Origin of the sequence: Weissella sp. DD23 (assembly GCF_001579105.1) — a bacterium.
Taxonomy (GTDB): Bacteria; Bacillota; Bacilli; order Lactobacillales; family Lactobacillaceae; genus Weissella; species Weissella cibaria.
The window spans coordinates 275,383-280,783 of sequence record NZ_KQ970393.1 but is presented as its reverse complement, the minus strand read 5'-3'; the positions used below and the strand labels follow the sequence as shown (position 1 = coordinate 280,783).

5 protein-coding genes are annotated in these 5,401 nt (G+C 46.0%); all 5 read right to left on the bottom strand.

The features are described from left to right. Positions 1-35: 35 nt before the first annotated feature. Complete coding sequence (locus tag WEIDD23_RS07385) at positions 36-719, bottom strand: ABC transporter ATP-binding protein (RefSeq protein ID WP_010371063.1); 684 nt, start codon at positions 717-719, stop codon at positions 36-38. Next, positions 706-1,647 carry a FecCD family ABC transporter permease gene (locus WEIDD23_RS07380; RefSeq protein ID WP_010371065.1) on the bottom strand — a complete coding sequence of 314 codons (942 nt, stop codon included), beginning with the start codon at positions 1,645-1,647 and terminating at the stop codon, positions 706-708. Before WEIDD23_RS07380 ends, WEIDD23_RS07385 begins: the two co-directional genes overlap by 14 nt. 17 nt (positions 1,648-1,664) lie before the next feature. Beyond that, a complete protein-coding gene (locus tag WEIDD23_RS07375; protein ID WP_010371067.1) occupies positions 1,665-2,537 on the bottom strand; it encodes an ABC transporter substrate-binding protein in 873 nt (290 codons plus the stop codon). Positions 2,538-2,540: 3 nt separating this feature from the next. Continuing rightward, the gene (locus WEIDD23_RS07370) at positions 2,541-3,422 is read right to left on the bottom strand and encodes an NEAT domain-containing protein (protein ID WP_010371069.1); all 882 of its coding nucleotides are present in this window, start codon (positions 3,420-3,422) and stop codon (positions 2,541-2,543) included. 10 nt (positions 3,423-3,432) lie between these two features. Then, the coding region (locus WEIDD23_RS07365; RefSeq protein ID WP_197458837.1) for an NEAT domain-containing protein at positions 3,433-5,401 on the bottom strand (1,969 nt) is incomplete at its 5' end.

Here is a 5,401-nt window from a genome sequence, read left to right as displayed (position 1 = left end):
CGGTTTTTTAGTTTTACGGTCAATCCCCTGTGTTGTCAGGCGTGCACAATCAAATGCTGTTGGTTCACGATAACGTCAGTTAAAGGGGTTTTGAAGGTCGTTGATAATTGATCGACATCAGCCATATCAGCGACGGCCCCGCTTTTTAGCTGGCCATGGTCGTTTAGCAACCAAATCTGATCACTATAAGCAAAGGCTTGCGTTAAATCGTGCAACACCATGATTACGGTAAATTGGCGTTGTTGTTGCAACTGCCGCAGCGTTTCTAAGAATAAGTGCTGGTACTGCAAGTCTAGGTAGGTTGTTGGCTCATCTAAAATAACCAGTTCAGGCTGTTGCTGTAAGACGAATCCGAGCCAAGCAAGTTGCTGTTGGCCACCAGAAAGTTCCGGCATTGGCGTTTCAAGCAAAGCCGTTAATTGAAGCAATGCAACAACCGTATCGTCGATAACATCTGTGGTCATCGTTAATAATTCACGTACGGTCAAAGGCTCATGGAGCTCATTTCGTTGCGCTAATAAAGCGATACTTAAGGGTCGACCGGTAATCACACCGCGACGAGGTTCTAATGCTTTGGTAAGCAGCTGGAGTAGCGTTGACTTACCAGAACCATTTGGCCCGATGAGACTAGTAATTTGTTGCGGTCGTAAATCAGCGGTCACTTTTGACAGGACTTGGTGGTCACCGCGGTATACGTCAACGTCTTTAAGTTGTAGCATGGCGACTTCCTTTCAAAAGCATGACTGCAAATAACGGTCCGCTAATTGCCAGTAGAACGGCACTTGTTGCCAATTCTTTGGGCGCTAAGATGGTTCTAGCAACTGTGTCAGCGTTGATTAAGAGCAAACTGCCCCACAACATGGTTGCTGGCAGTAATTGCTGGGATTTTGTACGCGGTGCCATTAACCGAGCGATTTGTGGCAAAATAGCCCCCAAAAAGAAGACCACACCAAGTAATGCGGTTAAGGCCCCGGTCCAAATTCCGACGGCAATGAGGATCAACCACATTGTGCGCGGCTCGTTAAAGCCTAACAAACGGACTTGTTGGGCCGATAAGGCGTAAAACTTTAGATTTGGCCAGGCTAGAATTAATAACATTAGGCCAATCACGACAATGATGAGTAATTGCATCACGTCAGCCCAAGTAACGGTGCTTAACGACGGCAATGGTAATCCGAATCCTTCGCTGGCGATGTTGGTTAAGGCTTGAAATGTCATCGCTGTCGCAATGCCAATTAACACCATTTGCAAGCGGGGACGATTTTGAGGGATGAACAAACGCCAACCAATCATAATTAAAATCCCACCAAGGGCCCCCACCCCGACGTGCCAATTTAAGCTAGCAGGCAACAAAACTAAACTGCCAATTGTCACGAATTGCGTACCATTCATTATTCCCAGAATAGACGCATCAATCAGACGATTACGTAAAACAATTTGTAAGAGCAAGCCACTGCCACCCAAAATTGCACCACCGACGACTGCGATGATAATACGTGGCAGTCGATAAGTGAGCAACATATGCCAAGCTTGGGCATTACCTTGCCATAAATCATGGAGCGCAATGGTTGTGCTACCGATGAGCATTGCGATGACAATACTAATTAGTAGTACCCCACCTAAAATCCAGTTATAAAGCTGTTTCATAGTCTTTTACCGACTTTCTAATTCGTTTGCAGCCACGTCTTTAATTGCTTAAAGGCCCCTGGTGCATTTAAATTAGCTGTCATCCCAAAGGTTGGCTCGGATGCTTGATAAACCTGGTGCTGTTTAATCGCCGGTAAGGCTTGCCAGGCTGGCTGAGTAAACAATTCATCGAAGCTTTGAAAGACTTGTTTTGGCATGGCGTGGGCCATCGTGATGATGACATCTGGCTGTGCCGCAGCAATCTGTTCAACGTTCATGGTGGTATAAGCACCATTCCCAGCCCCGATGACAGTCCCACCAGCCCGGTTAATTAAATCGCCAACATAACTATGCTTCGTCCCAGTTAGGAAAGAGCCACCTGGCATCCCCATTAACAAAGCCACTTTGGGCCGATGGTTCGGATGCACAGCCTTTAAGTTCAGGGTGGCATTTAGTTGGCGGGCTTGTTGTTGACGATTAAAACTATTCCCAATCGTTTTGATACTCTCGCGTAAGGCGGTTAAGTCTGAAAAATTCAAGGCCGTTGTTTGAACATCGGCACTTTTGAGTTTTTGTTCATAGTCAGACACTAAGGCCTGGTCCAAGTACACCATATCTGGTTTTAGACTAGCGATGCGTTCCAAATTAGGGGCAACGTGATTACCGACTTGGGGTAACTTTGCATAACGCTTTGGCAAGGTTTGGTTATCACCAGGTGTTGGCACCCCAACTAAGGGGATGGCTAATTGATTAAAAATCTGAGCTTGCGCGTTGGTTGTGACAATCACACGTTGTTGCGTGTGATGGGTTGTTGAGTTGGCAGATTGGGTTGATAGCCAATACCAGCCTGCTGTTAACCCAACTAAAATCACTAATAAGATACCAAGTAAGGCTTGTTGTTTTTTTTGCATGGCTTAATGCCTCTTTAAAAAGACAGTAGCCAGAGCACCTAGAATACCAATTGCCAGACCGACACCAATAATTAGGCCAACGGGTAAAGCTGCAGCCTGATCAGTGGTTTGATCCGCTGATTTTTGTTGTGCAGGGGCGCTCTTTTTGGCAGCTTTAGTTGACTTGTGCGCTGATGCTGAAGTCGCCGCATGCGCCTCAGAATCAGTATTGCCGGCCGTGCTGGTCGTGCTAGTAGATGCTGACGCACTTGACGCTGATGTCTCAGTCGCTGAATTCGTTGTCACAGATTCAGCCGTTGTTGCTTGTGTGGCAGAACTAGTTGCTTCACGGGTCTCATGGCTACTTGATGTCGCTGCGACATGACTGGTTGTGGTCGTTTGACTGCTTGCAACAGCCGCAACCGAAGTCGACGCTGCAGTTGAATCAGCGGATGTTACTGACGCAGCTGGTGCCGGTACGTTGGCGGTATCGAGTACCAAACCAACGGTGTAGTTATGGTGATAATTGATGCTATCAACATCGACCTTAATGTTGGCGTTGTGCCGTGCTTTCAAATCTGATGTGACAAAACTATACGTAATCGTTTGTTTATTGCCACTTTGACTGCGTGAGGTCGTTACCCCGCTACCGTCAATGCTTAACATTTGAACAGGGTAATCACCAAGTGATGTGTCAGTTGTGACCGTTGATGTCACAGTATATTGATCACCGTTTGGCGTTACCGTTGCTGAATTGGCAAAGTAAGCTGAGGCGTATGATGCACTATTTGTCCCGTTTTCTAAGACTTGCATGGGTGCGTTATACGTTTCACCAAACACGGTTGGTGCAGCAGTTAGTAGGGTAATACCGCTAATTAGACTTAGCAAAAATGATTTGATTGTCATGATATTACGCCTACCGAATCTTGAAGAAATTGACTGCCATGGTTGTCCCAATGAAGCCGATTGCAGCCGTCAATGCAACCCCAGCACCAATCAAAGCAGCCCGCTTAATTGATGACGGTTGTTTGTCATCGTGTGTGTTAGCTTGCTCGGTAGCTGGTGTGTCCTTAGCGGTTTTAGATTGACTTGAATTCGAAGCGTGCTTAGCCTTGTTAGTCGACTTAGCTGGCTTGTCAGTAGTTGCATTTGGTTGCGTAGCTGTTTGGGCAGCCACTGCGACAGGTAATGACGTCGCAGTGGCTGGCGTGGCCGTTGTTTGTGTAGCTGGCGTTGTTGCCAGTGTTGTCGTAGCGGCTGTACCTGGCACGTTAGCAATTGGGGATGGCATTGTTGTACCAACACCGGTTACCCCCATGCTTGTCGTTGGTGTCGTAGCATTCGTACGATCATTTACATCAGTCAGTGTTGTTTCATGTGAAACATCTGATTGGCTCGTGTTCGATTCAGTGCCACTAGGTGTGCCGTTTTTATCTGCGCCAGTTGGCAAATCACTTCCCTTATCACTCAATACTTTACCGATGACCAAACGAATCTCATAGTTTTCGTTATAAGGAATTGGCTCTGTAAATTGCACGTGAATCGTTGTGGCAATTGGCTTTGTCAATTCAGACTTTTGCAACTTCATCCGGTAAGTTGATTCATAGTAATTGTTAACTAATTTCGTCTCTACTAAGGAAACATCATGCTTCTTATCAGTAAAGCGGATTGGATTTTTACCCATCAACTTTGGTGTGTGGGTCGTTAGATAACCATAGTATGAGCCGTCAGCATTTTTAGCTAATTTAATGGTCGTGTGAAAGTATTGGGTGGCAATTGAAGCTTCATCGTTATCGGCACGTAAAATTTTCAACGCACGCACGACCGCATTTTTAGCGGGCTTTCCCGTTTTATTTGATGTTGATTCATCGGTATCAGTTTCTGGTTTAGCATCTGGCTTACCAGCGCCACCTTTTTCATCAGATTCGCCCTTGTCACCAGTTGCAGCAGCATTACTAGTGTCAAAAACCATGTCGGCCGTTGGCTTTTCAATTACTTGACCGTTCATTGAAATCGTCATACTTGTTGTAATCGTCTTGTACAACGCCTCGGTTGGTAACGTGACCAGCCAGTGCGTACCTTGACGTTTAGCAGCTTCGCCGTTGAACTTGTAGTCTGACATCATATCCATGATAGCTTGACTGCTGGTTGCGATATCGATGTGTGCTAATTTGCCGTTAACAGTTACAGTGGCCGGCGTCTTCAAGTAGTTATTCATTGCTGACGCATTGTTTGTACCGGTCTTGTAGTTAGCGAATGGGACGGTATAAGTACCATTTGCTAATTGTTGTTGACCGGGTTGTGGTGTTGCAGGGTTACTTGGTGTTTCCGGCGTAGTTGGCACGGATGGTGTCTCTGGATCCGTTGGTTGCTCCGGTTGAGCGGGCGCCTCTGGTTGTGTTTCAGAAGATGACCCAAGGGCCGGTGTCATATCAAATGACAAGTTTGATTGATAACCCTTGCTTGGACTCATCGGCACGCTTGTAAACGACGCAATTTTAGCAACGTTCGTGTCATCTGGCGACAAATCCTTAGTTGGAATTTCAAAAGTGACGAAGCGTTCGCCATTGACTGGCTTGGTGATGTTATCAAATGTCACCGTTGGAATCATGCTGAGCATCCCTTGCTTAGATTCTTGGTAGGCAACGGTCACTTTTGATGTCAACCAACCGAGGTCAGTCTGGAAGTTTGTATCAAACCACTTATCCATCCCACCATCAGCTGAAACAGCTAATTTGTAAGACCCAGTTGTTAAGTCTTTAGCTGGTAATACGTTAGTTAAATCAAAAGTTAAATCTGATTTATATCCTTTCGTCGGACTCATTGGTACACTAGTGAAAGATGCTAATGTGACTGACTTACCGTTGGTAGGCTTTAAGTCCTTG